At 49.9% G+C, this 26,711-nt stretch carries 23 protein-coding genes; 10 read left to right on the top strand and 13 right to left on the bottom strand.

The window, feature by feature from the left end; all coding sequences use genetic code 11:
* Positions 1–39 precede the first annotated feature (39 nt).
* From I0P70_RS09030 to I0P70_RS09045, 4 genes are all read right to left on the bottom strand, one after another.
* Positions 40–2,262 (bottom strand): T9SS type A sorting domain-containing protein, encoded by a 2,223-nt coding sequence (locus I0P70_RS09030; protein ID WP_230392084.1) that lies wholly within the window; start codon positions 2,260–2,262, stop codon positions 40–42.
* A 137-nt stretch (positions 2,263–2,399) separates the two neighbouring features.
* Positions 2,400–3,479 (bottom strand): site-2 protease family protein, encoded by a 1,080-nt coding sequence (locus tag I0P70_RS09035; protein ID WP_196116884.1) that lies wholly within the window; start codon positions 3,477–3,479, stop codon positions 2,400–2,402.
* Between the two features lie 88 nt (positions 3,480–3,567).
* Positions 3,568–4,545: a TIGR03885 family FMN-dependent LLM class oxidoreductase gene (locus I0P70_RS09040; RefSeq protein WP_196116886.1), complete on the bottom strand. Its 978-nt coding sequence runs from the start codon at positions 4,543–4,545 to the stop codon at positions 3,568–3,570.
* A 132-nt stretch (positions 4,546–4,677) separates the two neighbouring features.
* Positions 4,678–5,589, bottom strand: coding sequence for an alpha/beta fold hydrolase (locus tag I0P70_RS09045; RefSeq protein ID WP_196116888.1), 912 nt, complete (start codon positions 5,587–5,589; stop codon positions 4,678–4,680).
* A gap of 134 nt (positions 5,590–5,723) precedes the next feature.
* On the opposite strand from I0P70_RS09045, the gene arfB reads away from it, so the two are divergent.
* Together arfB and I0P70_RS09055 are read left to right on the top strand one after the other, a co-directional pair.
* The gene (gene arfB, locus I0P70_RS09050; RefSeq protein WP_196116890.1) at positions 5,724–6,140 is read left to right on the top strand and encodes an alternative ribosome rescue aminoacyl-tRNA hydrolase ArfB; all 417 of its coding nucleotides are present in this window, start codon (positions 5,724–5,726) and stop codon (positions 6,138–6,140) included.
* Between the two features lie 204 nt (positions 6,141–6,344).
* Entirely contained in the window at positions 6,345–6,992 is a 648-nt protein-coding gene (locus I0P70_RS09055; protein WP_196116892.1) for a hypothetical protein, read from the top strand.
* A 178-nt stretch (positions 6,993–7,170) separates the two neighbouring features.
* Here I0P70_RS09055 and I0P70_RS09060 read toward each other — a convergent pair whose 3' ends face one another.
* From I0P70_RS09060 to I0P70_RS09070, 3 genes are read right to left on the bottom strand one after another with little or no spacing between them, the layout of a single operon-like run.
* On the bottom strand, positions 7,171–7,335 hold the full coding sequence (locus I0P70_RS09060) for a hypothetical protein (protein WP_196116894.1): 165 nt from the start codon (positions 7,333–7,335) through the stop codon (positions 7,171–7,173).
* Positions 7,336–7,387: 52 nt separating this feature from the next.
* On the bottom strand, positions 7,388–7,564 hold the full coding sequence (locus I0P70_RS09065) for a hypothetical protein (protein WP_196116896.1): 177 nt from the start codon (positions 7,562–7,564) through the stop codon (positions 7,388–7,390).
* Positions 7,565–7,616: 52 nt separating this feature from the next.
* Complete coding sequence (locus tag I0P70_RS09070) at positions 7,617–7,793, bottom strand: hypothetical protein (protein WP_196116897.1); 177 nt, start codon at positions 7,791–7,793, stop codon at positions 7,617–7,619.
* Positions 7,794–8,136: 343 nt separating this feature from the next.
* Here I0P70_RS09070 and I0P70_RS09075 point away from each other — a divergent pair, with 343 nt between their 5' ends.
* Entirely contained in the window at positions 8,137–8,982 is an 846-nt protein-coding gene (locus tag I0P70_RS09075; protein ID WP_196116899.1) for a cyanophycinase, read from the top strand.
* On the opposite strand, the gene I0P70_RS09080 is transcribed toward I0P70_RS09075, so the two are convergent.
* Positions 8,979–9,887 (bottom strand): NAD(P)/FAD-dependent oxidoreductase, encoded by a 909-nt coding sequence (locus I0P70_RS09080; protein WP_196116901.1) that lies wholly within the window; start codon positions 9,885–9,887, stop codon positions 8,979–8,981. The genes I0P70_RS09075 and I0P70_RS09080 overlap by 4 nt on opposite strands.
* Before the next feature lie 234 nt (positions 9,888–10,121).
* Between I0P70_RS09080 and I0P70_RS09085 the strand changes: the two genes are divergently transcribed.
* The 3 genes from I0P70_RS09085 to I0P70_RS09095 all read left to right on the top strand — a co-directional run bounded on the left by I0P70_RS09085 (position 10,122) and on the right by I0P70_RS09095 (position 14,539).
* Positions 10,122–11,360 (top strand): OmpP1/FadL family transporter, encoded by a 1,239-nt coding sequence (locus I0P70_RS09085; protein WP_196116904.1) that lies wholly within the window; start codon positions 10,122–10,124, stop codon positions 11,358–11,360.
* 18 nt (positions 11,361–11,378) lie between these two features.
* Positions 11,379–12,740 (top strand): SGNH/GDSL hydrolase family protein, encoded by a 1,362-nt coding sequence (locus tag I0P70_RS09090; protein ID WP_196116906.1) that lies wholly within the window; start codon positions 11,379–11,381, stop codon positions 12,738–12,740.
* A 164-nt stretch (positions 12,741–12,904) separates the two neighbouring features.
* A complete protein-coding gene (locus I0P70_RS09095) occupies positions 12,905–14,539 on the top strand; it encodes an SGNH/GDSL hydrolase family protein (protein WP_196116907.1) in 1,635 nt (544 codons plus the stop codon).
* Positions 14,540–14,658: 119 nt separating this feature from the next.
* Here I0P70_RS09095 and polA read toward each other — a convergent pair whose 3' ends face one another.
* Positions 14,659–17,499: a DNA polymerase I gene (gene polA, locus I0P70_RS09100; RefSeq protein ID WP_196116908.1), complete on the bottom strand. Its 2,841-nt coding sequence runs from the start codon at positions 17,497–17,499 to the stop codon at positions 14,659–14,661.
* Between the two features lie 234 nt (positions 17,500–17,733).
* Here polA and I0P70_RS09105 point away from each other — a divergent pair, with 234 nt between their 5' ends.
* The 3 genes from I0P70_RS09105 to I0P70_RS09115 all read left to right on the top strand — a co-directional run bounded on the left by I0P70_RS09105 (position 17,734) and on the right by I0P70_RS09115 (position 20,705).
* On the top strand, positions 17,734–18,360 hold the full coding sequence (locus tag I0P70_RS09105) for a hypothetical protein (protein WP_230392085.1): 627 nt from the start codon (positions 17,734–17,736) through the stop codon (positions 18,358–18,360).
* 205 nt (positions 18,361–18,565) lie between these two features.
* On the top strand, positions 18,566–19,141 hold the full coding sequence (locus tag I0P70_RS09110) for a hypothetical protein (protein ID WP_196116912.1): 576 nt from the start codon (positions 18,566–18,568) through the stop codon (positions 19,139–19,141).
* Positions 19,142–19,325: 184 nt separating this feature from the next.
* A complete protein-coding gene (locus I0P70_RS09115; protein WP_196116914.1) occupies positions 19,326–20,705 on the top strand; it encodes a sigma-54 dependent transcriptional regulator in 1,380 nt (459 codons plus the stop codon).
* Here I0P70_RS09115 and I0P70_RS09120 read toward each other — a convergent pair.
* From I0P70_RS09120 to I0P70_RS09135, 4 genes are all read right to left on the bottom strand, one after another.
* Complete coding sequence (locus tag I0P70_RS09120) at positions 20,702–23,434, bottom strand: ATP-binding protein (RefSeq protein WP_196116915.1); 2,733 nt, start codon at positions 23,432–23,434, stop codon at positions 20,702–20,704. The two genes, I0P70_RS09115 and I0P70_RS09120, sit on opposite strands and share 4 nt — an antisense overlap.
* Positions 23,435–23,601: 167 nt before the next feature.
* On the bottom strand, positions 23,602–24,384 hold the full coding sequence (locus tag I0P70_RS09125) for a YgcG family protein (protein WP_196116917.1): 783 nt from the start codon (positions 24,382–24,384) through the stop codon (positions 23,602–23,604).
* A 6-nt stretch (positions 24,385–24,390) separates the two neighbouring features.
* Entirely contained in the window at positions 24,391–24,828 is a 438-nt protein-coding gene (locus I0P70_RS09130; protein WP_076421397.1) for a TPM domain-containing protein, read from the bottom strand.
* A gap of 91 nt (positions 24,829–24,919) precedes the next feature.
* Entirely contained in the window at positions 24,920–25,498 is a 579-nt protein-coding gene (locus I0P70_RS09135) for a LemA family protein (protein WP_196116919.1), read from the bottom strand.
* A 164-nt stretch (positions 25,499–25,662) separates the two neighbouring features.
* On the opposite strand from I0P70_RS09135, the gene I0P70_RS09140 reads away from it, so the two are divergent.
* A complete protein-coding gene (locus I0P70_RS09140) occupies positions 25,663–26,664 on the top strand; it encodes a sugar phosphate nucleotidyltransferase (RefSeq protein WP_196116921.1) in 1,002 nt (333 codons plus the stop codon).
* Positions 26,665–26,711 lie beyond the last annotated feature (47 nt).

Here is a 26,711-nt window from a genome sequence, read left to right on the forward strand (position 1 = left end):
TAAACTGAAAAAGGGGGCTCTACAGCCCCCTTTTTCAGTTTATTGCACTTTAACCACTTTCGTGACGCCACTGTTGTTGCCCTCGCTCCAGCGCAGCACGTATGTGCCCGACGCCAGGTCAGATACATTGACTTCGATGATGTCGGTGCCATCGGTTACGGTAGCTTCCAGACTGCGCACCTGTCGTCCCTGTATGTCATATAGCTGCATCTGCAAGGTAGAGGTGCTGCGTACCAGGTACTCGATCCGCAGCGTTTCGCCTGGCGAACCATTGGCATTGGTGGTCAGCCCAATTGGATTAGGGTATACCCTGAAGACGCGAAGGTCGCTTGGGTTAAGCACCAGCACTCTGCCTGAGAACGCCTCTGAGTTATTGCTATAGACCACACGCAAGCGATAATAGCTACGGCGCGGCAGCGGACTGCTGTCAGTAAAGGTATAGTCGCGGGCTTGTCCGGAGGCCGGAACCTGACCTACGTCTTCCCAGGTTTGTCCGTCCTGGCTGCGCTGAACCACAAAGCGGGCTATACCCTGCTCCGTGCTGGTTGTCCATATCACCTCTACGGCACCAGCATTTGTAAAGGCAGCGTCGAAGGTAAAGATCTCGGAAGCCAGGTTGCACTCGCCATCCAGCTTAGGTGTCATGGCAGAGCGCCCTCCGCAGGCAGGAGGGGTAAGGCTCCGGTTCAGTACCAGGTTGGCTCCTGCTATATCGGGAGGAGTCAGGTCACGGATCTGCGTCCTGCGGCCTATATTATAGTGCATCAGGGTGTTTGGCAAAATAACATGGCCAAGCTGGTGCGCATGACCCAACTCGTGCAGAATCACCGTTTCGAAGTCGAATTGATTGGTGGCCGGAGCACCCGGACCGTACTGCCAGGTGATGTTGCTGTTGATCTCCATGTCAAATTCCGTGAGCCAGAAGGTCGTATCGCGGCGCGTACCGCTAATGGCCACGCAGCCTCTATACTTGCTTATCGTGCGGGCCAGCACACCCTGACCAGTCACAGCTGAGGATGCAAAGCGAATGACGCTACGGCTATCGTCAGCTGAACTCTCCGTTGTGGTAGCGGCTCCGATTATCCAGTTTACATTTGTGGTGCACACCCAATTGTTCACAGCGCGTCTGAAGCCTTCCTGCGCAGCTGCTCTGTTTTGCATGCTGGGAGCAAATTGTATGGTGTAGCCGCCGCTCCTGTTTGCATCAATCAGCAAAGGCTGGAAGGGTGTGTTGCCACCCTCAGCCACTACATTGGAATAAGCGAATTCGATTATCAGCGTACCGGCACTCATCCCAGAAGTTCCGTCATTAGCCGTGACTTGTATCTGACCCGTGCCAGCCGTACCGCCTGTTTGGGTATAAGAAGGCACCCTTAATCTAATCTGGTTATTGCTCCATGATATGTAGTCAGAGGCATAGGGGCGGACCATAGTAGTGCCTCCGTCGTCGGCATTGGGGAACTCTACAAATCCGTTGCCCCGTGAACTGCCGAAGCCTGTGCCGTTAATGGTGAGGATGGCGCTAGTACCGGCACTGGTGCGGGCAGGGCTAAAACTGGTTACCACGACAGCCTGCGTCGCCTGCGTGCTCTGCTGCTGCAACTGTGCCTTCAGACCTGAGTCCAGCCTGTCATTCGCTACAACAGTTTTATATTGCTGCCCCATGCGGGAAGCCACCGTCTGGTATACCTCCTGCACCGACTTGTACTGCCTGAACGGATCGGCAGCAGTACCCCGTTCTACATCATAGCGCACAAAACCCTGCCGGCTGGCGTATGGTCTGGCAATAACTGAAGCTGCACTGGCAACTATACCTGTAGGAGCACCTCTGCTCAGAAAAAACATGCCCTGCTGCCCTTTTTGCAGCTGAAGTGCTGATGAAACGGTATGCATCGCCAGGCCAACGGTACCACCATCCGTGATCACCTCTACCTGACGCTCCTTTACTTCTCCCTTGAATATTTTGAAAAGCCGGACAGTATGTGCTGTATAGATAAGCTCCTGTTTGGCATCCCAGAATGATCTTTGAGCTACTACTTCGCCCTCCACAATGATGTCAGCCGCTTTTATGCGCTCTTCAAGTGGAATAGGGACCATGTGCAGGTCTTCGGAGGCTTGTGCCGCAAAGGAAATCACCGAAAGAAGTAATGCCAACATGATGGCAGCGCTTCGTGACCACAGGCGGTCAGGTGTTGGGAGTATGGTGGTCATAGACTGGTGCGGATTGTCAGTTTTGCTATCGATAAAATCAGGATGTCGCATTCCTAAGCGGCCATAACGTTCTATTACGCAAAAGGATGTGCAGAGGTATGCGTGGTTTAATGCCAAATATAATAAAATTGTGTGTCAGGAGCAGTAAATCAAGTATAGCTTTTGCCAGGCAGCCATAGTTTTAGAAGTTAATGTGCCAGGGCAGATTTTATCAGAATAAATTCATTGATGTTATCCGTGTTGATCACACCGGCAAGACGACCATTCTCGAGTACCGGGTAGAGTGGCGCCTTTGTTTTCTGTAGTTCCGTGTAGGCCTCAGCTAGCTTATCCTGTACATTGAAAGCTTTAACCTCCTGTGTCATAATATCCGATACCGGGCTCTCTATTTTTTCTTCCTTTACGGCTTGTATCAGCTGCATCCGGGTGAGCGTACCAACCACCAGTCCGTCCTGTTCCACCACGAAGTCATGCTCCGAGCCTTTGAGGAGTTTGCCAAGGGCGTCGCGCACGGTTTCGGTGGGGGCCAGTGTCAAGAAATTGGTCATCATGCCTTCGCGCACCAGATGGCCGCGCAGGAAGTCAAGGTGCTGCACGATCATGTTCTCGGACCAGGCGCCAAAGAAAACGAAGATGCCGATCAGGATCAGAAAAGGGTTGTAGAAAAAGCCGATAAACACAAAGAAGATAGCCAGCATCTGCCCCAGGTTTGCCGCTATCTGAGTAGCCCGCACCCGGCCTAGCTTAAAAGCCAGCAAAGCCCGCAGTACACGCCCGCCATCCATCGGAAATGCAGGTATAGCATTGAAGATGACAAGCATCAGGTTTACAAAGAATAGCAGGTATAGAAAGTTAGCCGGTGTGATGCGTGTAAAAAACTCTTCACCGGGTATCTCATTCAGAGAAGGCAGTATCAGCCAGAGCACAAAGGCGATGACCACATTCACGGCAGGGCCGGCGATGGCGATCAGGAGTTCCTGTTTCGGGTTCTCAGGTATACGCTCCAGGCTGGCCACACCGCCTATGGGTAGTAGCGTGATCATTTTGGTGCTGACGCCATAGCGTCTTGCTGTGAGGGCGTGCCCAAGCTCGTGCAGCACCACGCACAAAAAAATGGTCATCACAAAAGCCACCGACAAAAGAGTGGTGGTCATGTCGGAACCCCGCTGCATTTCCGAAAACACGATCCAACCGATCAGGATCAGGAATGTCCAGTGCACCAGAATCTTGATGCCCGCTATTCTGCCAAGGTTAAGGGACCATTTCATAGGGTGTCGATACGTGACGTGTTATACCTGTAACGTGCTTATACGCTATAAGTTAATAGCCAAACATGCTTTGTGGCAGTGCTATACCTTATCTTAAAAGCTGCGGCACAACCTTGTCGCCAAACACATCGATAAAGCGCTCCTGCTCCAGGTTCACATTATGCAGAATCAGCTGACTAAAGCCCAAATCGATGTCCTGCTGCAGCCACTCGAGGTGCTGGCTTGGATCGGCTGAAACCCGAACATGCTCCCGAAGGTCTTCTTCTCGCACAAACATGGCCGCCTGCTCCAATTGCTTGGCCGTGCGCATGTCAGAGAGCACAGCACTCGGGAAGATGTTGGATCGCCACTGGTCATGGGCTCCCTGCAGGGCCGCTTTCTCGTCTTTATCGTAAGAGAGCTGTACTTTCAGGTACATGGGTTTGCTCTCGCCGCCGCCTCTGTGGAAAGCGTCCACCATTTTCTTGAGTTCTTTTGGCGGCTTTGATACGGTGATCATGCCGTCGGCCCAGCTTCCGACCCACTCTGCTGTCTCTTCAGTGATGGCCGCCCCGATTATTTTAGGAGCTACCTTGGCGCGGGTATAGAGCTTGGCCTGCTCCACTTTCACCAGACCGTGGTGGGTGACAGTCTCGCCGTCCCAAAGCGCCCGTATAATGTCGACGCATTCCTTAAGCCGGTTGTTGCGGTCTTGCTTCACGGGCCAGGGATCACCGGTAATTTGCTCGTTGATGTATTGTCCGCTGCCCATGGCTACCCAGAAGCGCTCCGGAAACATCTCGGCAAGCGTAGCGGCGGCCTGCGCGATGATGGCAGGGTGGTAGCGCTGGCCTGGCGCATTGACTATACCAAATGGCAGTTTGGTAGCCTGCATGGCCGCTCCAAGCCAGGACCAGGCAAAGCCGCTTTCGCCTTGGTCGAGGCTCCAGGGTGCATAGTGATCAGATGACATGGAGGCATTGAAGCCCGCTTGCTCGGCCTGTTGTACATACTGGAGGAGCTCACTTGGCTTAAACTGTTCGTGCGAGGCATGGTAGCCGATTCGGAGCGTGTTGTTTTCGTTCATAGGTATAGCCACAAATTTATTCTATGGCATACGGCGATGCTTCGCGCTTTGGTTTCGCGGGAGGCTACAGACACAAAAAAAGGAGCAAACCGATATGGCCTGCCCCTTTCTTGTCCAGGTAGATAGTCCGGGTTATTTTACCTTCGCCAGAAAGGTTTTCACATGCTCGTGGAAAAGAGCCGTCTGTTCCTGATAAGGGCAATGGCCCGTTGCCATAGGGCGGTAAGTGGCGTTACTGAACTTAAACAGCCGGTAATGTTCAGGCCCTACTGATAAATCATTGTTGCCCGAAATGACCAGTACCGGCATTTTAAGCGATGCGCTCTTAATAGTGAAGTCCTGCGTGTATTCCGGAAAGTCCCATACCTTGCTGCCAAAGTCCCAGTTGAGGATGGTGTCCATCACGGCGTTCATCTGGTCAAACATTTCCTTTTCAGGATACATCATCTTGTACATTACATCCTGCTGGTTCAGCTGATAGGCTACTCCATTGAGGGCTTCACCGATTGAGCCGCCTGTTTTGCGGAAGTCGGACTCGGGTTTGCCCAGCAGGTGAGCGCCGTTTTTGATGTAACTTTCCAGGGCATCGTTCAGGTATAGCGTGGAGTTTACGAAAATAGCAGCGCTGACACGCTTCGGGTGTTGGTAAGCATACTCGGTCGCGATAGTGCCACCAAAGGAGTGCGGCATGATCATCCATTTGTCGTAACCCAAGTGCTCGCGCAGCTCCTCAAAGTCCTGCACCATGCGGGCCAGTGAGTAGTCTTTGGATTGGGAGCTGGAGGAACGGCCGCAGCCACGCTGGTCCACGTAGATCATGGTCATGTCCTGTTCCACCACATCGCCGCCCAAGGCATAGAAATACTTAGTCCAGGAGCCGGGGCCGCCGTGGATAAAGAGGCAGGGCTTGCCCTCGCCTGCCATGCGCACGTATAGCTGCACACCGTCAGAGGTAGTGAAGTAAAATGACTTGCTGACTGCCTGCGTGATTTGCGGAAGCACCAAGAGTGTGAGTAGCAGGCAAACAAAGCGTAACTTTATCATGAAGCCGTATTAGGAGATCAAAAATTTCACAAAAGACGCTCAAAAAGATGAAAAGACGCATATTTGCGGCATATTATTGGTGAACAGGTATAAAGAGCTGGCTACAAGATTGATTTGGAAGGTATAGCATCGGTATGACAGATATTAGAGAACGTGACTTTGAGCGGGAGCTGAGCTTTCAGGCTTCGCGCAGTGGGGGAGCCGGCGGGCAAAATGTGAATAAGGTAGCCAGCAAAGTAGAACTGCGCTTCCATGTGGGCGACTCGGAATTGCTGACGGACGAGGAGAAGGCACTGATACAGGAGAAACTGGGCAGCCGCATCAACAGCGAGGGCGTGCTGCAGGTGGTGTGCCAGGCAGAGCGCAGTCAGCTGCAGAACAAGGAGCAGTGCATCGAGCGCTTCTATGAGCTGCTCCGGCAGGCACTTACCCGACAGAAAAAGCGGAAAGCCACCAAGCCCACACGCGCATCTGTGCGCAAACGCCTGGAAGGGAAGCGCCGCCAATCCGACAAAAAAGCCAGTCGCGGTGGTTTTAAAGGCGACTACTAAGGTATAGCGAAGGTCAATTTTCCTACTTAGGTATACAAGTCCGGCCAATGCGGCCGTTTCCATAATTCAGCTCCATTAATGCTACGCTATTGTGGCCAGGGCTCTTTTCAAAAAAACATCGGCGAGATGGCATTACACTGCCTCACTTGTGCAGAATAGGTAAGATATTTGCAGCGGCAGGATGCAAACTCCGAATACAATTTCATGAAGAAGATTTTTATTACGATACTATTGGTGGCGGGTGCGGCTACGGCCAGCCAGGCGCAGAAATACAGAACAGCAGCAGGTATACGACTCGGTGGCGACCAGTTTGGGGCTACCGTACAGCAGCGCATTGCAGAGAAAACCACACTGGAAGGTATAGCGCTGGTGGGGTCGCGGGAGTACAGCGGCACCTTGCTTTATCAGCGGCACTGGCCCATGCTAGGCAAGCGCTTCAACTATTACCTGGGCGGCGGCGGCCACATCGGAAATCTGAAAGACCAGGGCGTATTCACTGGTTTGGATGCCATTGTGGGAGTGGAGTACAAGATAAACGGCTTGCCCATACTGCTCTCAGCCGACGTAAAACCAGCCCTGCACTTCAACCACGAAGACTGGGTAAACCTGGCCACAGGCATTTCGATCCGATATGTGATCGTGCCGGAGAAGAAAGAGAAAAAGAAGATTTGGCCTTTTGGCAAGCAAGAGGTGGAAGAGGAGAAATCAGGTTGGCCTTTTGGCAAGAAGAAAGAGCCGGAGCCGCCTAAAAAGAAGGTATGGCCATTTGGAAAGAAAGAGGAGCCTGTTCCTGAGCCTGAACCCGAGAAGCGCATAGACCTGAACAAGATATTCAAGAAAAAGGAAAATTAGCAACAATCGCCCGACCCCATTCAGGTCGGGCGATTGCTGTTTTATAAGGGCAATGTCTTTCTGTTCGCCCTGTCTGTGCAGGAGCGTAACGGTAATGCAGGAAAAGGCTTTGTAAATGCTGGGCCTAGGTATAAGCTTTGTTATACGGTTTGGCAAAGGCCCTGAAAAAGGTGCGGTACTACAGCATGGCCACGGGCTGAGAAGCAGGAGCTTCAGTGCTGTAAAGCAATGTGAGGCGCTCCTGTTGCAAGCGATCAGCCAGCAGCACACGCTCGTCAACGGTTTTTTTCAAGGCGAAGCCAAAGGCGGCTACCAGGGCTAACAAAAGAATGATGATTTTCATGGTTTTATTTAGTACTAATGGCGGAGTTAGGAAACAGGTATAATCAGGTACGCTACTTTATCAGGGAGTCACGCGAAATGGTAATCACTACCTCAGGAAGCAGGTTAGGATAACGCTCCAGCTCCTTGAGTTCCTGGCGGTGCTTCATTTCTTTCAAGTCGCTGGTAGTTTTTTTGCCAGCAGCGCCGAAGGCGGCTGTAAGTCCAAACAAAAGAATTAGGATTTTCATAGTAATTCAGGTTAAGATGATGGTGTATGTTGGGTTGAGATCTGTCAAGATGTTAGGCCTTTGGTGCTACGATCAGCACTTCTGGCAACAGGTTAGGGTAGCTGCGTAGCTCTTTTTGCTCTTGCTGCAGTTTGTACTTAGCGGCTGTTACTCTGATATCGTCTGCTTTCTTTTTGCAGGTGGCTCCGAAGCCGAGTACTATGGCGAATAATAAGATGATGATTTTCATAATAGTTGATATTTAAAAGGTTTTTCGTTTCATGTTGTAAGTACTTAATAGATAGAGGAGTTAGGTAAAAGGTTGCTTGGTGTTCCTAAATTTTTTTTTATTTCTGATTAGCATATTACATTTTATGTGCCAATCGGATAAAACGCTGATAATAAGCAGTTTATGAATTTAGATTAATGGTTTGTCTACTTAAATCGTCCAATAGCGTACAGGTGTTTGTTCGAAAACGAACAGGATTTTAACAGACTGTCGTGCTGTTCAGATCTTTTCGGGCACTCAATTGTAAAGTATACAGGCGTTTATCGTGAAGAGAACGTGAAAAATCAAGCAAACAGGAGCACTTATGTATAAAGGCACTTTAATAGCGCTCGGAGGTGGGTATGATGATGACTTAATTAAGTTGATCAGGTCTGAGATATGTCCGATACATTCCCGTATCGAAGTAATAGCAACTGCTACCAGTGATCCAGAAGAGTCTGGTAAGGCGTACAAAGAAGCCTTTGAAGAGCTAGGCTGTGACTGCGTGCAGTTCATGCTCATCGACGAAAACCACGCCGCTGACCAGCCAGAGTATATCAGCCGCATTCAGCAGGCTGACGTTATCTTCTTTACGGGAGGGGACCAGGTTCGTTTAATTGAGTTTCTGAACGGAACACAGCTGCTCGAGATCATGCGTCGCCGTTATCACCAAGAGCCCATCATCATAGCCGGCACCAGCGCAGGGGCCGCCATCATGTCAGACCGTATGATCTACGATGGCTACGGTCACTACTCGCTTATCAAAGGAGAGATGAAAACCACGATCGGCTTCGGGTTTATCAGCCATGTGTACATCGACACGCACTTTGTGGAGCGTGGCCGCTTTGGGCGACTAGCCCATGCTGTGGCGCACGATCCGGCATATGTTGGCGTGGGTTTGAGCGAGGAAACGGGTATTATTATCAAAGAGGGGAATAAAATAGAAGTGTTCGGCACGGGAGTCGTGACAATCATTGACGCCAGCAAGATCCGGTTCACTAACACAAGGCAGGTGTCAGAAAACCAGCCCATTGCCGTAGAGCACCTGATCATGCACATGCTGGTAGAGGGATACCGCTACTGCCTGAAGGAGCACCTTTTTCAGCCTGTGGAGCAGCATCTGCCAAGCCCCGCCCAGGAGGCCAGCGATGCTACTGCCAGCATGGCCTAAGGTTTTACTCTGTCTTCCTGCTGCAACTCCATGTTGATGGCCACCCCGGCTTTGGCGCCTTCGGCGGCGGCCACAATCACCAGTTGCATATCACGGGCCGCATCACCGGCCACATAAAGGCCCGGAATGTTGGCTTGCTGGAGACGACGTGTCTTGATGACGCCTTTGCCGGTAAATTCACAGCCCAACTGCCGGCCGATATCCGACTGCTGACTGGTTTCGCCCGAAAAGAAGAGCGCCCCCTGTTGCTTCGACTCGCCGCTCTGCAAAACAATTCGCTGTAGTATGCCGTCATCGCCCTCTAAGTGGGTAATAGCTTCCGTGCATACCTTTACCCCGTTTAGGTTAAGCAATTCCATGTCTTTGTTGTTTAGTTTCTGGGTGCCGTCGGTATACAAGGTCACATCGTCACTCCAGTTTTTCATGGCCAGGGCCTGGCCTATGCCGCTGCGGTCTTTTCCGTATACAGCTATGGCTTTGTCACGATTTTCCCAGCCGTCGCAGTATGGGCAGTGGTGCACACTTTTACCATAAAGTTCTTCTATACCTTCCACTTTAGGTAGAGCATCTCTGAGGCCGGTAGCCAGCAGCATCTTGCGTGAGTGGTACACATTTTCGTCCTCGTCGTCTACTACATACTGGCCTTTGCTATAGGTAGCTGTTTTCACGGCACGGTCTATTATCTGCACGCCGTATTTTACTAGTTCTTCGCGTCCCTTCTTTATAAAATCACGCGGGTTCACCCCGTCACTGGACAAAAAGCCATTCATGCTGGTGGCCCAGCGATTGCGGGGCTTGCCACTGTCAAACAAGAGCACCTTGCGGCGCGAACGTCCCAGTATCATGGCAGCATTCAGACCAGCAGGCCCTCCTCCAATTATAATCACGTCGTATTGTTCCTTCATTTGGGTTTTAAGTTGAGACTCTATAAACGCAGAATCCCTATCTGGGATAGCTTTCGCATCAAAAAAACTGCTTTTAGGAAGCTTTGTTCAGAGCAGTCCGGAAGGAACAGATAATTTTTCGACCAAAAACTGATTTTATTTGAAAAAAGGTGGTACATGTGCTTTAGGAAGTATGAATGTTTTATATATTTGTTTTACCTTATTAACACCCTATATTTAAACAAGTCGCATTTTATGAAAAGCAAAATCTTAGCCTTATTAGGTAGCGCCCTGCTCACAGGTACGGCCATGGCTGGCGGATACCAGGTAAACCTGGCGAGCCAGCGCCAGATCGGTATGGGCCACACGGGTACAGGCCTTCTGACAGGTACGTCCAGCATCTTCTTTAACCCTGGAGCCATGAGCCACATCGGCTACAGTGGCGTGACGATAGGCGGCAGTGCGCTTGTCTCCAGAATCGCTTATTCTGCTCCTGAGTCTGGAGGTGTTACGGCTCGTACAGATAACCCACTGGGTACTCCCTTCCAGGTATATGGCGTGTACAACATAAATGAGAAATTCTCTGCCGGCCTTGGTGTATACACTCCCTTTGGCAGCACCGTGAACTGGGGCGATGAGTGGAGCGGCCGTTATGGATTGAACCAGCTGAAACTGCAGGCTATTTATGTGCAGCCGACTATTAGCTATGCTATTACAGACAAGCTGGGTATAGGTGTAGGTCTTTCGTATGTAATTGGAAGTGTAAACCTGCAGCGTTCGCTGCCTGTGCAGAGCCAGGACGGCACTGAAGGCGGTATTGAACTGGATGGCAGCGCTGAGTCGGCATTTGGCTTCAACGCAGGTATCTTCTTCCAGCCAACTGAGAAACTCTCTATCGGTGTGAACTACCGCTCCAAAGTAGACCTGAGTGTAGAAGGTGGCGATGTAATGTTCAGTAACATTCCAGCGGCTGCACGCGGCAACTTCCCTGATGGCACGACTTTCAACGCGGAACTTCCAATGCCTTCAACACTTTCAGTGGGTATAGGCTTCAAGCCGAACGAGCGCCTGACATTAGCTGCTGATGTGAGCCATGTAGGCTGGGATGCTTACGAGAAGCTACGCTTCGACTTTAGCCAGAACGTGGGTGGCAGTCCTTTCTCAGAGGCCGGCCGTAATTACGAGAACGCTTTCATCTATCGCATTGGTGGTGAGTACATGGTGAATGACGCCTTGGCCCTTCGTGCCGGTGCTTACCTTGACAAGACGCCTGTACAGGACGGCTACCTGACACCAGAAACGCCGGATTCAGACTCACGCGGTCTTTCTGCAGGTATAGGCTATTCCGTTTCTGAAAACTTCAGCATCGACGCTTCTTTCCTTTATATCAACAGAAAAGAGAGAACTGATGCTGCTAACCTGTCTGGTGGTGTACCAGGCACTTTCAAGGCTGTGGCCTACATCCCTGGCATTGGTCTTAACTTCAAATTCTAATTTTCTTCATTTAAGTATATGAAAAAGTTTTTCTTTAAATCGAGTGCGCTTGCCTTGATGGCGGGTGTATTCTTAACAAGCTGCGATCCAGATATTGATACCCCTGCAGCCAGTTCAGGCGAAGCAGATTTTAGTACTTATGTTGCTTTAGGTAACTCTTTGACTGCAGGTTTTCAAGATGGAGCTTTGTACCGTGAGGGTCAATTAAACTCGTACCCTGCCATACTAGCTGAACAATTTAGAAATGTAGGAGGAGGGGAGTTTAACCAGCCATTATTTGCTGAAGGTGTGAGTGCAGGTTCGCCGAGAATGATTGCACCAAATACATTTGTTGTACCTCCTCGATTAGTTTTAGGACCATCAACAGACTGCAGAAATGAGACATCCATTGGTCCAGTTCTATCAGGTCCAGTTGGGAACTTAACTGTATTTGCCCCATTAACTGGGTCTACAAAGTACAATAACCTAGGTGTGCCTGGGGCAAGATCTTTTCATCTACCAGCTAATGGTTATGGGAGTGCAGCAGGTAATCCATTCTTTGCAAGATTTGCAACGTCAGCAACAACAAGTGTGCTTGCGGATGCAATGGCTCAAAACCCTACTTTCTTTACCCTTTGGATTGGCAACAATGATGTGTTAGGCTATGCAACTGCTGGTGGGGTAGACGACCAGATTACACCAGAGGCAACATTTGAAGGTTCAATTAAAGCAACGCTTGCCCAGCTGACAAGCAATGGTGCTAAAGGAGTAGTAGGAAATATCCCTGATGTTTCAAAAATTCCATTCTTCACAACAGTGCCTTATAATGGCTTAGTCTTAAACGCTGCACAAGCACAAGGCTTAACTGCTGCTTATAAGCCTCTAAATGATGCTTATAAACAAGCAGGTATTCCTTACGAACTTAAGTTTGCTGAAGGCCCCAACCCATTTGTGATTAAGGAAAATGGTGTAGTCCGACAGCTTAAAGCAGGAGAGTATGTAGCACTTACCATTCCCCAAGATTCGTTAAAGTGTTTTGGATTAGGTTCTCAACTTCCTATTGCTGATAAACATATATTGTCTGAGGAAGAGGTTCTGAACGTAAGAAATGCTACGACGAGCTTTAATAATATATTAAAAGCTGAGGCGGATAGGTTAGGATTAGGATATGCTGACTTCAATACATATTTGAATAAGCTATCAGATGGTTTTTCTCAGAACGGTGTAAACTATAACTCGGTACTTGTTACTGGTAATGCATTTAGCTTAGATGGTATTCACTTTACGCCTAGAGGGGCAGCGTTGGTAGCGAATGAGTTTATTAGAGTCATTAATGACAAATACAATGCTCGTATTCCTAAGGTTGACGAAACGCAGTACCGTACTGTACGACTCCCATAAATCATTGACTTGGGATTTGCATAAAAAAAGCGCACCATTAATTGGTGCGCTTTTTTTATGCAAATCCTAATATTTATACATATATATTACTAAATATACAGACTATGTTATTAATTTGTAACACTCACATAATTTATGTGAGTGTTACAAATTAATAACATACAATGAAAATAAGACTTATTAGCTTTCTATTTGCTGTAGTAAGCATTATAGGTGGTTGTTCCCCTAAAGAAAGTATAGAACCTAGTTACCCATTCATGGGCAAATGGATAGTAGTAGGTATTTATAAAAACGAAACAAACATATTAACTCTTGATAGTGAGATAGAATTTAATACTGAGAAGAGTGTTTTTGGATTTGAACATGGTGGAGAGGGACTCGTTTCTTTGGAGCTTAATTATATTAGAAATTCTGATTATACTGAGGTCCAATTAATACCTTGGAGACTAGTAAGCGATAACGTAATTACATTAGATGATGAGTATCAACTTACAATTTCAAAGTTAAATTCGAATGAATTTAACTTTGAAATGCTAGATAAAAATAATGGAGAGAAGTTAGAAATTCGAAGTGTTCGGACACTTAATGTGGAACAACCTTCCGCAGGTAATGCAGATTTTACTAGATTTATTTCCATTGGAGACTCATTTACGGCAGGGTATGCTGATGGAGGCTTGTATAGAGAGGGACAATTGAATTCCTTTCCTGCCATACTTGCCAAACAGTTTAGAAATGTAGGAGGCGGTACTTTCACGCAGCCATTGTTTACCGAAGCGCAACGCAACGGTTCTGGCTATTTGAGGCTTACAGGCTTTGATGCGGCTGGTAATCCTTTATTGTCGCCCGTAACTGATTATTTGGCTATTAGGGGAACGGGAAGTAATAATAAGCTTCTGTACACGAAATATGAAAACCCTATTCAGAATTTAGGCATTCCAGGCATGAAGCTAGAAAATATCAATATGCCTGGCTATGGTTTCCAAAGTACACCAGGGTTCAATCCATATTTAGAGCGTTTAATTCCTGATAGTCAACCAAATCCATACTTATATTCGTATGTTAACTTAGTAGAGACCTCGAACCCAACGTTTTTTACTTTATGGTTAGGTGCAAATGATGTCCTGAGCTATGCTACTTCGGGAGGTACAATACCTATCACACAGCTTACTATGTTTGAGTCTAAATTAAGTGCTCTTATAGCAATCCTTACAAAATCCGGGGCTAAAGGAATGGTGATTAATATTCCAGATATAACAACAATGCCCCACTTTACTAATAAGACTACAACTGCACTCATACAAACAGGAACTTCATTAGGATTGAATTTATACATTACGCAAAGCAATGGTGTTGTACGTGTTGCAACCATTGAAGACTATGTGTTACCTACAACAACAGCAGGTACACCTGAAAATGTTGGTGGTGCAATTATGCCACGTGGGTTCAACCCTCTTAGCCCTCTTAGAAATAATGAAGTTCTCGACAAGGATGAAATAATTATTGCAAAGCAAGCTACTAATCAATTTAATCAAATCATTGCGGGTAAAGCAACTGCAAATATTGGTATTGTAGACATAAGTGCATTTTTTAACTCTGTAAAAACTGGTCTTAATGTTAACGGATTTAATTATTCATCTACTTTTATTACAGGGAAAGTATTTTCATTAGATAAAATCCATCCAACGCCTAGAGGCAATGCCTTAATTGCTAACGAGATTATCAAAGCCATCAATAATAAACATAATGCTAAAATTCACTTAGCTGACGAGACGCGATATAATGCTGTAAAGAACCCCTAATTCTATTTACTAACAAGACTATTTAAGCACAGTAAGCACAGAAAGGCGCCTTCCGCATTGGAAGGCGCCTTTCTCTTTTTTGTCAGGTATAGCGGTAGGCAGGTATAGCCAGCTATACCTTAGTGTGCTTCCAGCCAGTTCTTACCCACACCCAGGCCCACCTCCATCGGCACGCTCAGGGGCAGGGCGTTGGTCATTAGTTCTACGATTTTTGGCGTCACAATGTCCACTTCCTCTTTTGGAGCGTCAAAGAGGAGTTCGTCATGCACCTGCAGAATCATACGGGTCTTCAGGTTTTCGTGGCGCAGGTACTCGTGTATGTTGATCATCGCGATCTTGATGATGTCAGCAGCAGTGCCTTGTATCGGGGCATTTACGGCGTTGCGCTCGGCAAACCCGCGTACCGTGGCGTTGCGGGAGTTGATATCGCGCAGGTAGCGGCGGCGTCCCAGCACAGTTTCTACATATTCATGCTCGCGGGCCTTCTCGATGGCGCTGTCCATGTACTCCTTCACGGCTGGGAACTCCTCAAAATAAGCCTCAATGATGTCAGCAGCTTCGCGGCGTGGTATACCGAGTCGCTCCGACAGACCAAAGGCCGAAATACCGTAAATGATGCCGAAGTTGATCGTCTTGGCTTTCCGGCGCATTTCACTGTCCACCTGGTCGAGCGGCACATGGAATACTTTGCTGGCTGTGGAGGCGTGAATGTCCAGCCCATTTTTGAAGGCTTCCTTCATGGTTGGGTCGCCGCTGAAATCAGCCATGATGCGTAGCTCGATCTGAGAGTAGTCCGCCGAGATGATCAGGTGCTTGCTGTCGCGGGGCACAAAGGCCTTGCGGATCTCGCGGCCCCGCTCCGTACGGATCGGGATGTTCTGCAGATTCGGGTTAGTGGAGCTCAAGCGGCCTGTGGCCGTCACGGCCTGGTTGAACGAGGTATGCACGCGGTTATCCAGTTCGCACACGAGCTGCGGCAAGGCATCCACGTAGGTCGACTTGAGTTTGGCAAGTTCGCGGTGATCCAGGATCAGGCGCACGATCTCGTGCTCGCCAGCCAGTTTGGAGAGGATCTCCTCACCGGTGGCATACTGCCCGGTCTTCGTCTTTTTGATCTTGGCTTTGCCGTGCAGCCCCATTTTGTCGAAGAGCACTTCGCCGAGTTGTTTTGGGGAGCCGATGTTAAACTCTGTGTCAGCCAGTTCGAAGATGCGGGTCTCTATACCTTTAATCTCCTGCTCCAGCAGCAGCGAAATGTCGGCCAGCGCATTGGCGTCGATCGATATACCTTCTTTCTCTATACCTGCCAGCACTTGCACCAGCGGGTTTTCGACTTCATTGAACAGCTTCATCAGGCCCTGCTCCAGCAGTAGTGGTTCAAAGTAGCGCTTCAGGCGCAGCGTGATATCGGCATCCTCACAGGCATAGTCCTTCACCTCTTCCGGTTTCAGGTCAGCCATCGTGATCTGATTCTTGCCTTTTGGCCCAATCAGGTCGGTGATAGGTATAGGGCTGTAGTTGAGGTAGGTTTCGGCCAGTACATCCATGTTATGACGCATCTCGGGCTCCAGCAGGTAGTGCGCCAGCATGGTATCAAAGATTGGCCCGTTCACCTCAACACCATAATTCTTCATCACCAGGATATCGTACTTGATGTTCTGTCCGATCTTGGCGATGTTGGGGTTCTCGAGCACGTCTTTGAATTCAGCAGCGAGGCGCATTGCCTCTTCTTCATTGGGCGGTACCGGCACATAATAAGCTTCACCCGAGAGGTAGCTGAACGACATACCTACTAGCTTGGCCGTGATCGGATCGATGCTGCTGGTTTCGGTATCAAAGGAAAACTCCTGCTGCTTCTGCAGGTAGCGGATCAGGCTTTGGCGCAGGGCCGGGGTGTCGATCAGGTGGTAGTCCTGTACAGTGTTGCTGAACCGCTCAAACGGAACATGTTCAGTTGCTATTTCTACTTCATCATCGGCTACAGCTGCAGGAGCCGCCGAGTCGAATAAAGAGGTTTGTTGCTGGTTAGCGGGCTTGCCGCGTCGGGTTGCGACTTTGGCGGGCGATGCCTCGGCCATGGAGATACCCAGCACACGCTGCATCAGCTGACGGAACTCCAGCTCGGCAAACAGCTCAGCCAGTTGCTCTTCGTTAGGACCGTCATAATGCAATGCCTCTGCACTGAACGGCACGGGTACATCGCAGTGGATGGTGGCCAACTCTTTGGACATCATGCCCTGGTCGGCAAAGTTTACCACGTTTTCTTTCTGCTTGCCTTTTAGCTGGTCGGCATTAGCAATCAGGTTTTCTACGGAGCCAAAACGCTGGATCAAAGACTTGGCAGTTTTCTCACCGATACCCGGTATACCTGGTATGTTATCCACGGCGTCACCTTGCAGGCCGAGTATGTCGATCACCTGCTCCACCCGTTCAATTTCAAACTTCTCCAGTACCCGCGCCACATCCCACACCTCTACGGCATTACCCAGGAAAGCCGGCTTGTATAAGAAAACGTGCTCCGTCACCAACTGGCAATAGTCTTTGTCGGGCGTCATCATGTACACGTCAAAATCATCTTTTTCGGCGCGGCAGGCCAGGGTGCCGATGATGTCGTCAGCCTCGTAGCCGTCCATGATGAGCACTGGAATGTTGAAGGCCTCTACAACCTTTTTGCAGTAAGGTATAGCCAGTGAAATATCCTCGGGCATAGCCTGTCGGTTAGCCTTGTACGCAGCGAAGTTGTCGTGGCGGAAGGTCTTGGCCGCTGAGTCAAAAGCTACACCAATATGAGTGGGTCTTTCTTTCTGAAGTACCTCTACCAGGGTGTTGGTGAAGCCGAGCACAGCGCCCGTATTCATGCCCTTGGAGTTAATGCGCGGGTTTTTGCTGAAGGCAAAGTGCGCCCGGTAAATCAGAGCCATTGCATCAAGCAGGAATAATTTTTTACGTGGTTCGCTCATGTTATAAAGGTATAGGCTGACGGCTTGCTTTGCAAATTTCTGGTAGCGCCAGGGTATTAAGTTTGTACCATTGGGGCTTTATACGCCACATTGCTACAACATGTCAGGAAATTAATTTTTGCTACAGAAATAAAATATAGAGATTAAACAATAAATGGAATAGTCTTTGTATTTTCCTAATCCAAGACTGAAAATAAACAAAATTAAAATTAGAAAAGCAGGATGATGCACCTCATGACATGGAAAAGAGCGGTACTAAGTGTATGTTTCGTACTAACCGCCATGCTTGGCCACAGCCAGGATCTGATCGTTAAGAAGAACGGCGAGGAAGTAGTAGGAAAAATTGTGAAAGTGGGGGAAGACACCATCCATTATCGCATGGTAAGCGAAGAGAAAGGCCCACTGCGGTTTGTACTCCGAAACGATGTGTCCTCTATGCAGTTTGCCACTCAACCCTCGCAGCGACAGCTAAACCAGTTGCCGCAGAGCAACGACGAATATGCTACCGCTTCCGCCATACCAACAGGTACCGGAGCGTCACGTAACTATACCCCTGAAGAACTGATGTACCAGGGCCGTCATGATGCGCTGATGTACTACAAAGGGCAAGGACCACTTTGGGGTACGGCCGGAGCGACCTTCCTGCTTCCTCCTGTCGGTTTGGTCACTGGTATTGTAACGGCAGCAGTACCACCTAATGTCGACAACCTGTTTCACCCGAACTATCAGTTGATGAAAGAGCCGGTTTATCGGGAGGCTTTTAAGAAGCAGGCCCATAAGCGTAAAGTAGGCAAGGCCGCAACTGGTTTCGGAATAGGCTTCGGCTCACTGATTGCGTTGGCTCTTATGTTAGGCGCATAAGCCCCATCTATACCTGATTACCCAGTTTGTACTCCCCAATCTGTGGAATTTTCGCTACACCTTCAGGCGAATTCCACAGGTTGGGGATTTTTGTTTTAATATGTAATAGGTTGATTTTAAACAACTTGAATTAAATATATGGTTTTGGCACAGTTTTGACTAATAGGCTTTAGGAAAAATTAAACTTGAGCGACAGAATAAAACTATGAAAAAAATAACCTACCTGGCAGCCGCCATTGCTTTCTTTGGCTTTGCCTCACTTGACGCGAACGCACAGACTGACAAGAACAAAAAGAAGTCGAAGAAGAAGCAGCAAGTAGAACAAACTACTGAGACAGAAACTGAAGCGCAGGCCGAAACTGGAAATCAGGTAAACTATGAAGAGCAAGTACAGACTGAGACACAGGTAACAACTGAAACACAGACACAGACCCAAACTCAGACTGCAACACAGGAAGAAAATGTAAAGCGTGAAGCAATCACGCAGGAAGAGCTTCCAGAGCCCGTAAAGCAAACTCTGATGGCTGAGGCTTTCAGCAGCTGGCAGATTGTAGAGGTGTTCCGCGTAACACCTAACGGAAATGCCGCTGGTGCTAACGCACAGGGTATGGAAAACCGTGCTGAGCAGGCGACTCAAAATGCGCAGAATACCAATGCACAGGCAAATGCGCAGGGCCAGGGTGCCAAAACAATGTATGAGATCTTCTTCACCAACGAGCAGCAGCAGAGCGCTAAAGTTCGCATTGATGAACAAGGTAACATTATCCGCGACCAAAAATAAGCCACATAGATTAGATATTAGCGACCCTAATATCATGGAACGAGCCTCCGCCCAGCGGGGGCTTTTCTGTTTTATGCCAACCTTAGCGGCTGCTTTTCGGTAAACAGTCGGAATGCACGCCGGAGTACAAATTTCAGGGCAAAATTTCCCCACTGCCCCACGGTTGTGTATATTGCTAAAGATTATGCCCAGAATACTCTTAATCGACGACGATCCTACCTTTTGCCTGATGCTGAGCACGTTCCTGAAACGTCAGCAGTATGAGGTCAAAACTGCCTATACCGCAAGCGAAGGCCTCAGTCAGCTCAAAGCCGATTCCTTTGATCTGATACTGACCGACTTCAGGCTGCCCGACAAGAATGGTCTGGAACTGTTGGAGCAAATCCGCGTGCTCAACACCCAAGTGCCTGTCATCCTGATGACGCACTATGCAGACATACGCACAGCTGTGAGAGCCATCAAAATGGGTGCTTTTGAGTATCTGGCCAAGCCTATCAATCCAGACGAAACCTTATTGACCATCCGGAAGGCCCTGACCTATGGGCGCGAAGGCAATGTTGCGACAAAGCCGGTTATACCTGCACAGGGCGGTTTTACCTTTGTGAAAGGTGCCAGTCCGCAGTCGACGCAGTTAGAAGAGTATATTGCTTTGATAGCCCCTACCAGCATGTCGGTGATCATAGAAGGCGAGAGCGGCACGGGCAAAGAGTATGTGGCCCGCAAGATACACCAGCGCAGCAAGCGGCACGACAAACCTTTTGTGGCCATCGACTGCGGTGCTCTTTCTAAAGAATTGGCCGGAAGTGAGCTGTTTGGGCATGTGAAAGGTTCGTTTACAGGCGCTATGGGCGACAAGGAAGGCCAGTTTGAAGCAGCCAATGGCGGCACGCTCTTTCTGGATGAGATCGGCAACTTATCCTATGAAATACAGGTGAAACTGTTACGGGCCATACAGGAGCGCAAAGTGCGCAAGATCGGCAGTAACACCGACCTCGATGTGGATGTGCGCATTATTGTGGCCACTAACGAAGACCTGGTGCAGGCTGTGAGCCGGGGTGAGTTCCGGGAGGATTTGTACCATCGCCTCAACGAGTTCAAGATCAACATCTCCCCGCTCCGCGACCGCACGGCTGATATCATGCAGTTTGCCGATCACTTTTTGCAGGTGGCCAATCATGAACTGGAGCGTAACATAACAGGTTTTGACGCGGCCGTAGCTATGGCTTTGGAAAGGTATAGCTGGCCGGGAAACTTGCGGGAGTTGAAAAATGTGGTGAAGCGGGCCGTGTTATTAGCCAAGGGCAGCGAAATCAGCCTTGACGACCTGCCACCCGAGATCGCCTATCACATACCGGAGCCAGCCAGCATCGTGGCGCAGCCGGATGCCACGCAAGTAGCCATGCCTGTGACCGATCTGCGCACAGCAACCGAACGCAGCGAGAAGGAACTGATCCTCGAAATGCTGGAGCGCGTGAAGTACAACAAATCCAAAGCAGCCCGTTTGCTCAACATCGACCGCAAGACGCTTTACAACAAAATGCGGCAGTACAATATTGAGGCCTAAGCAGCAGCTCCTGCGGGCTTTTTATGCTTGCTAAGTTCGGTTTCGAGCGCTGTGAGTACAAGAATAGCCTCGGACTTCAATGTTGCAGCTGTGTCAGGCAAGCTGTAGGTTGGCAAGCCTGGCTGGTGCAGCATTTGCTCAAGCGCATCAATGGCTGGCAGTACGTTGTGCGCCTGCAGATGCCGGAAAGCTGTTTTCATCTTATGCGCCAGTTCACCTGCCTGTTGCCAGTCCGCAATGGCCGCTGCGCTTTCCAGCTGTGCCAGCGAGCTACGGTTATCCGCTACCAGTACCTCTGCAATATCCCACAGTGCCTCTTGATCATCTCCCACAAAAGCCCGCAGCTCATCCAGGGTATAGGCAGCAGGTATAGCTTCATTTGCCTGTTGAGTTTCGGCTTCAACCTCTGGTTCAACTCCAGCAGCTGTGCTTTGCGTCTCAGCTATACCTGAGGGTGTAGGTATAGTCTGAGCATCTGATAGACCTGCTGTTTCTTCTTTTTCTTCATTACTTACTGAGGTCGTATGTGCAGCTGATGCATCAGGTATAGCCTGAGCAGATAGGGCTTTGCTGAGCTTCAGGTATAGGTCCTGTTCAGTGAAAGGCTTGAGCAAGTGTTCTGATATACCTGTTTTGGCAAAGAAGCGCTTGTTACTGCTCATGATGTTGGCCGTAAGCGCCATGATAGGTATAGTAGCGTTCTCTTTTCGGATCGCTCTGGCCACGGCCTTTCCGCTCATGCCCGGTAGCTGGATGTCGGTCAGCACAATGTCAAAGCTCTTCTCCTTGATCAGCTGTAGCGCCTCCTGGCCATCGTTGGCCAGCGTGACGTGCATACCTTTGCGGCCCAGTATCAGCTGGCAGAGGGTACGGCTGTAGGCGTCATCGTCAATCACCAGCACGGCTTTGCCAGCCAGTACATTGGTGGCTGAGAGCTGAGGTTCAGGTATAGCCTCGAGTTCAGGGGCAGCTACCCGCTGCATTGGCAGTACAATGCTGAACGTGGTGCCTTCGTTCGGTACACTGCGGAGGGTAAGTGAGCCTTCCTGCATCTCCACCAGCTTCTTGCTGATAGACAGTCCCAGCCCGGTGCCGCCATACTTCCGGATGATCGAGTCATCTGCCTGGTTAAATTCCCCGAACACATGCGCGGTCTGTTCCATCGGAATACCTATACCTGTGTCGCTTACCTCGATCAGCACCACAACTCGGTTGCGACGCTGTGATTTAAGCCTGCAGCGCACCTGTACCTCGCCATCGTGGGTAAACTTAATGGCATTATCCACTAAGTTGAAAAGCACTTGCCGCAGTCGCAGCGAGTCGCCCAGCAGGTGGCCACTCAGCTGGTTATCTATGGTGCAGGTGAATCCTATACCTTTGGTGCTGGCCTTGAGCCGGAATGTGCGCTCCACCTCAGTCAGGAGCTGTTTCATCTCGAAAGGAGCCATGTGCAGGTGCAGCTTGCCGGCTTCTAGTTTGGAGAGGTCCAGCACGTCGTTTACGATGTGCAGCAGGTGTTGCCCTGCGCCGTGTATGGCCTGCAGGTGATCCTGTTGCTGCTCCTGCAACTGTGTATGGCCCAGTTGTTCCGAGAAGCCGAGCACTACGTTGAGCGGCGTACGGATCTCATGACTGATGTTGGCTACGAAGGCCTCTTTGGCACGTGCCAGTTGAATAGCCTCTTTGCGGGAACGCTTCAGTTCGGCTTTATACTTGCTGCTTCGGGTTAAGTCACGCAGGATGATGAGGATAAAGGCAATGCCGCTGGCCAAACCGAATATCCCGACGAGCAAGAGCACAAGCGATGTTTCTTTGGCAACTTCCTGTGCCTGTGCTGCATTAAGGCGAGCCTGCTGCAGCTCGTAGCGTTCCAGGTCATATACCATGCGGCGAACCTGATCCATGATCTGCTTATCCTGCTGCAGGAGTGCAAGCTCTTTAGCTACCATGGCATCCTGCTGCTGCTGTAGCTCACGCTCCACATCCTTGAGCACAACGCGCACTTTAGCTATGGACGCCATGTTGGTTGGGACTGCTTTGCTGGTGTCGGCGGTGTACTCCTGCTTTACATTCAGTTGTGGAACCACGACAGGCTGTGGCGGGTCCTGTTGTTTGGATTCGTTGCGTTTGCCAAAGAGCTTATGTAAAATACCTTTTTTACTCTCGCTCTGGGCAGGTCTGCTGGTGATGGAGTCCGTGTTGTAGGTCAGCCTATCCGATATGATTGTTTTGGTGCGCTGGTTGATCGTGGTAGTGGCAGGCTGCCGGGAAGCTGCTGAGGCAATCTGTTTCAGCGCTTTATCGGTATAGGCGTTGTTGCCGCGCTGCTGTTTTTTATTGTTCACGTGCTCCTCCAGGCTCTTTCTCTGAGCCAGCAGCAGCGCAGACACTGAGTCGATCTGAGCCAGTTCAGCAGGATTGTCCTGCATGAGCGAGCAGAGCGAGTCGAGCTGGCTGTTGATGTTGCCCAGGTTGTCGAGGTACTCCCGGAAGTGCTTGTCTTCGGTAGTGAGGGTATAAGCCCGGATGGCACTTTCTGCCGTGGCAATGTCAGCGAGGGTGTGCTGTAGCTTGGCTAGTTTGGCATTTGGCTCCGCCAGCACATTGACGGAGCTGAGCAGTTGGGTGAAGCTGTTATATGTAAGGTATATGGCAAAAACCACCACCGAAAGCGCCAGCGTAAAGCCGATAACGACCTTCGATTTTATGTTTCCGTTGTTTATTTTCATACGCGCAGATGCCCCTCCACTTGCAAAGGTACTAATTTTTGGGGAGCTATACTTTCTGTAACGATAAGAAAGCCAGAATCATATGTTCGTGGCAACACCGCTTGTACGAGTATGCTGCTTACAGTGTTGAGGTAATTACCCTGACGGAAACCTGTGGGTATAGCGGCTTACCAGCTGCTGCTGGCACCGCCTCCGCCGAAAGAGCCGCCACCGAAACCACCGAAGCCACCGCCCCCGCCGCCAAATCCGCCTCCTCCGCCAAACATGCCGCCGCCAGTACGGAAAGTGCCAAAGGAGCCTGGTCCCAGGATAGGTCCTCCAAGTGTGCGCACACCGCGGCCTCCTCTGCCTCCGCCACCTTTAAAGCGCGACATAACGAATACCAGCACAATCACGATCAGGATAATGGCTATCAGCGACGGCCCTTCGCCTTCGCCCTGGCTGGCCTGCGGATCGGCCTGGTACTCACCGCTGGCCAGGCTAATGATCAGGTTCGTCGCTTCATTCAATCCTTTGTAAAACTCTCCCTGCTGAAAATTTGGTTTGAGCGTGCGCTCGGTAATGCGTTTGGCAATGGCGTCAGGTATGATGTGCTCCATGCCATAGCCTGTCTGAATGGCCACTTTGCGTTCATTGAGAGCTACAAGTATAACTAAGCCATTGTCGTTTTTGCTGCCGCCCACGCCCCATCGCTCACCCAGTTCGGCCGCGTACTGGTTTGCGTCATAGTCGCCTATGGATTTGATAGTGACAATCGCGATTTGGGTAGAGGTGGTGTCGTTGTAGTTGACCAGTTTCTGTTCCAGTGACTGTATTTCGCCCTGGCTCAGGATACCGGCCAGGTCGTTTACCAATCGAGGTGGGGTGGGCCTTGGCGGAAAATCCTCGCTTTGGGCTACCGCCAGGGTACTTAACAAAGTAAGGTATAGGAACAAAATGGATCGTTTCATGGTGCGTTATTTTCCGAACGATATGTCGTCGCTCAGTTCGTTTAGGTCGCCTTTGTCGTCGTACGGGAAGTGTGATTTGAGTTGCTCACCCGCCATGATAACGCCTTTGGCAAGACCGGCGGCATATTCCTGCTTTTTGAAGTGGGAGATCACTTCGGCGGTAATGTCTTCCCAGAAGTGGTCGGGTACGATGGCATTGATGCCTGCATCGCCCAATACGGCAAACTGATGGTCTTTGATGGCCACATAAAACAGTACGCCATTGCGCTGCTTGGTCAGGTGCATGTGGAGCTGGGCAAACACTTCTGTGGCACGGTCGAGCACATCGCCTTCGCAGTTGTTCTCTATGTGCACACGGATTTCCCCGGACGTATTACGCTCCGCCTCCTGAATGGCCTCCATGATGACCTTTTCGTCCGCTTCGGTTATGGTATCTTTAGGCATATTGTTGATGGCTAGATGGTTGCATGGTTAAATTGTTAAAATCGTGATAGAGTCAACCATTTAACAATTTAACCATGTAGCAATTTATACTTTAGAACTGCACCGTAGGAGCTCGTTCAGCACCAGGGTCGGCCTGGAAGTGACCTTTGCGCTCAAAGCCGAAAATGCCTGCCATCAGGTTGTTAGGGAAGGAACGCACTGTGGTATTGTAGTCCTGTACTGCCTCGTTGAACTTGCGCCTCTCCACCGAAATGCGGTTTTCGGTGCCTTCCAGCTGCGCCTGCAGCTCCAGGAAGTTCTGGTTTGCCTTCAGTTCCGGATAGCGCTCCACAGACACGAGCAAGCGGCTCAGGGCACCACCCAGTTCGTTCTGGGCAGCCTGGAAACGCTGCAGGTTCTCTGGCGTCAGGTCGTCGGCGCTGAGCTGTACGCTGGTTGCTTTGGCGCGGGCATTGATCACGCTCTCGAGGGTTTCGCGCTCAAAATTGGCAGCACCCTTTACAGTATTCACCAGGTTTGGTATCAGGTCAGCACGGCGCTGGTAGGCGTTCTGCACGTTAGCCCATGCAGTTTCTACGGTCTCATCTTTCTGCACCATGGTGTTGTAACCGCAAGAAGATTGAGAGGCCAGAATAATAAAGCCGATCAGGTAAAAGAATATTTTTTTCATGTCTATGGAAGGGTATAGTTTGTATACGATATAAGTACAAAGCTAAGCGATATGATTACGGAAAACATAGTATGACGTTGTGAAATTGCTAAAACACTATACTACTCCCCTTAATCCTCAAAACTCTAATCAAAAATTACTATATTGCTGAAAAAGTGTAGTATATGAAAGTCGTTATTCCTGTTGCTGGTGTTGGTTCTAAACTCCGTCCGCACACGCACACACAGCCTAAATCGCTGGTGCCGGTGGCGGACAATACGATACTGGGGCACATCGTGGAGCGACTGATACAAGCGGGTGTACAGGACTATGTGTTCATCATCGGCTACCTCGGCGACAAGGTCGAAAACTACGTGCGTCAGAAGTATCCTCAGATCAGGGCAGAGTTTGTGGTGCAGGAGCCGCGTGAGGGTTTGGGGCATGCGCTTTGGATCGCCCGTGAAACGTATCGCCACGAAGACAGTGTGCTCATCATGCTGGGCGACAACATTGTAGAGGCGGATCTGCCCGCCATTATTGCTTCTCCTAAGTCAGTGCTCGGTGTCAAGAAAGTGGCTAAGCCCTCGCTGTTTGGAGTGACAGAAGTGGGTATGGACGAGTATATCGTGAAGGTGGTTGAAAAGCCGAAGATTCCGAAGTCAAATTTTGCGCTGGTGGGGCTCTACAAGATCATGCAGCCTGAAAAACTGGTGCGCTCGCTCGAGCACATCATCACCGAAAACATACGCACCCACAACGAATATCACCTCACCGATGCGCTTATGCACATGATCCGGCAGGGGGAGAGAATGGTGACCTGGAACGTGGACAACTGGTTTGACTGCGGCCGCAAGGAGACGCTGCTGGAAGCCAACGCCAAACTGCTGCGGCACCCCCGCTTCCGGGAGCTGGATTACTCAGGCGAGTATCCCGGCAATATCATCATTCCGCCCGTGAGTATCGGTTCCAACTGCAACATCACACATTCCATCATCGGACCTAATGTAGCGATCGGCGACAATACCACAATCTCCCGCTCCTCACTGAGCAACTCTATCATTGGGGCTTACTCCGAACTGCAAAACGCCGTGATGCACGACTCCATCATTGGTTCCGACGCCAGTTTTAAAGGGCTAAGCCATAGCCTCAACATTGGGGACAGTACAGAAATTAACTTTGCGCAGTAGTCGCGCTGCCTCATAAAAGACCGTGTAGCAAAGGACAAAAAGCTTTC

The organism is Pontibacter sp. FD36, assembly GCF_015686655.1.
Classification (GTDB): domain Bacteria; phylum Bacteroidota; class Bacteroidia; order Cytophagales; family Hymenobacteraceae; genus Pontibacter.